General features: G+C 61.4%; 3 protein-coding genes. All 3 read left to right on the top strand.

What is annotated here, in order from left to right:
- The coding region (locus WAN02_RS12115) for an MCE family protein (RefSeq protein WP_422264413.1) at window positions 1–519 on the top strand (519 nt) is incomplete at its 5' end.
- Window positions 519–1637, top strand: a complete 1119-nt coding sequence (locus tag WAN02_RS12110) for an MCE family protein (protein ID WP_422264412.1) — start codon at window positions 519–521, stop codon at window positions 1635–1637. The genes WAN02_RS12115 and WAN02_RS12110, both read left to right, overlap by 1 nt.
- Window positions 1634–2311: MCE family protein (locus WAN02_RS12105; RefSeq protein ID WP_422264411.1), on the top strand; the 678-nt coding region annotated here is incomplete at its 3' end. The genes WAN02_RS12110 and WAN02_RS12105, both read left to right, overlap by 4 nt.

Here is a 2311-nt window from a genome sequence, read left to right as displayed (position 1 = left end):
CAATCGCTGCTGAACAAGTCGGCGTCACTCACGAACACGTTGGCCGACAACGACCAAACGATCCAGCATCTGATCGAGAACCTCAACACCGTGGCGGCAACCCTGAACAAGGACGGCGGCCAATTCTCCGGGGCAATCGATCGCCTTCAGCGGCTGGTTACGGGACTGGCCAACGACCGCGACACCTTCGGTCCCGCCATCGACTCGTTGAGCACCGGCACCGTCACGTTGGCGGACTTGCTCGGCAGAACAAGGCGACCGCTGTCGGCCACCGTGGACCAGCTCTTCCGGTTGGCCCCGAACCTCGATGAAGACAAGGACCGCCTCGATGCCGCGCTTCAGAAGGCGCCCCGAAATTATCGCAAGCTGGTCCGGCTCGGCGTCTTCGGCGCCACCATCCCATACTTCCTGTGCCAAATCACGATCCGTGGCACCGATCTGTCCGGCAAGACCGTGATAGCTCCCTGGTTCAGGTCCGATGCTCAGCGCTGCGAGGAACCGGAACCGGAGGAGCACTGATGCTGAAATACCGCGGAACCGGTCTGATCAAAGCCGGATTCATCGGCGCCGTCCTGATCACGATGCTCATCCTGGTCGGCTTGTCGCCCGATCGGATTGTGTCGTTGGCGACCGACGTCCGCTACCAGGCGATGTTTTCCGAAGCCGGCGGACTTGCCAACGGCAACGCTGTGACGGTGTCCGGAATCAAAGTCGGCACGGTGTCGGATGTGGCGTTGCACAACGGCGATGCCCTGGTCACGTTCACGATGAAGGGCAGCGTTCCACTCGGCAAGGACACCAGCGCGCACATTCGCACCGGCACTCTGCTGGGTGAACGTGTGCTGACCCTGGAGTCGTCGGGCAGCGGAACGATGCATCCGTTGGATGTCATCCCGATTTCCCGCACCTCGTCGCCGTATTCGCTGACGGAGGCGGTCAGTGACTTCACGGCCTACGCCGACCAGACAAACACCGCGACCTTGAACCAATCACTGGACACGTTGTCGGCAACGCTCAACCAGATCGCCCCCCAGTTGGGACCTACCTTCGACGCGGTCAGCCGGTTCTCGCAGAGCCTCAACGCCCGCAACACAAGCCTGGCCGACCTGTTCAAGAGTGCCAGCGCTCTCACCGGGATCCTGTCCGAACGCAGTCAACAGGTCAACAAGCTCATTCTCAACTCTGACGATCTGCTGCAGGTCTTGGCGGGGCGCCGGAACGAGATCGTTCAACTGCTGGCGGCTACGTCGGCGGTGTCCAAGCAGCTGTCCGGATTGGTGCACGACAACGAAAGTAAGTTGGCGCCCGCTCTGCAGAAGCTCAATTCGGTGACCTCGGTGCTGGAAAAGAACCGCGACAACGTCGAGAAAGCGTTACCCGGCCTCGCAAAATTCGAGATCACGGTGGGCGAGGCTATCTCCAGTATGTACGCCTACTCGGCGTTCGTCCCGAACTTCCTTGTCCCGCAAATCTTCCAGCCCTTCCTCGACTACCTCTGGGGATTCCGCACCTTCGACACCACTAAGGGTCCGGGCTTCCCGTCGCCGGTACCGCGGTCGTTGGTCCCGCAGCTGTATAACGGCGCTCCGGAGTGTCCTGGCTGTACGTTGGGCGGACGGATCGGGGGAGGGCAATGATCTCCCGGCTTCCACGAAACCGGCTCACGACTGTCGCCGCGGTAGTCCTGGCGGCGCTTCTCGTTGCCGGTGCGGCCTTCGTGGTCCGACAAATCTTTTTCGGCCCGAAGACCATCACCGCGTATTTCACCTCGGCCACCGCGATCTATCCCGGCGACCAGGTTCGGGTCTCGGGTGTGAAAGTCGGCACCATCAAATCCATTGAGCCGCAGGGCACAACGGCGAAGATGACCTTGCACGTCGACCACGACTTGCCTATTCCGGCGGACGCGAAAGCGGTTATCGTCACCCAGAACTTGGTGGCCGCCCGCTACGTTGAGCTCACTCCCTCCTATCGGACCAGCGGCCCGGTCATGGCTGACGGCGCGGTCATACCGGTCGAACGCACGGCCGTTCCGGTGGAGTGGGACGAGGTCAAATCCCAATTGATGCGGTTGGCAACGGATTTGGGTCCGAATGCCAAGGTGTCGACACCGTCGATATCCCGGTTTATCGACAGTGCCGCCAACGCGCTACAGGGTGATAACGGCGAGAAGTTGCGCCAGACGCTGGCTCAACTGTCCGGGGTGGCGCGGACCATCGCGAACGGCAGCGGCAACATCGTCGACATCATCAAGAACCTGCAGATCTTCGTCACCGCGCTGCGCGACAGCAACATTCAGATGGTGCAGTTC

The sequence above is a fragment of the Mycobacterium sp. genome, from assembly GCF_049281135.1.
GTDB lineage: Bacteria > Actinomycetota > Actinomycetes > Mycobacteriales > Mycobacteriaceae > Mycobacterium.
The sequence above is the reverse complement of the archived record's forward strand: the minus strand, read 5'-3'. Positions and strand labels throughout refer to the sequence as shown.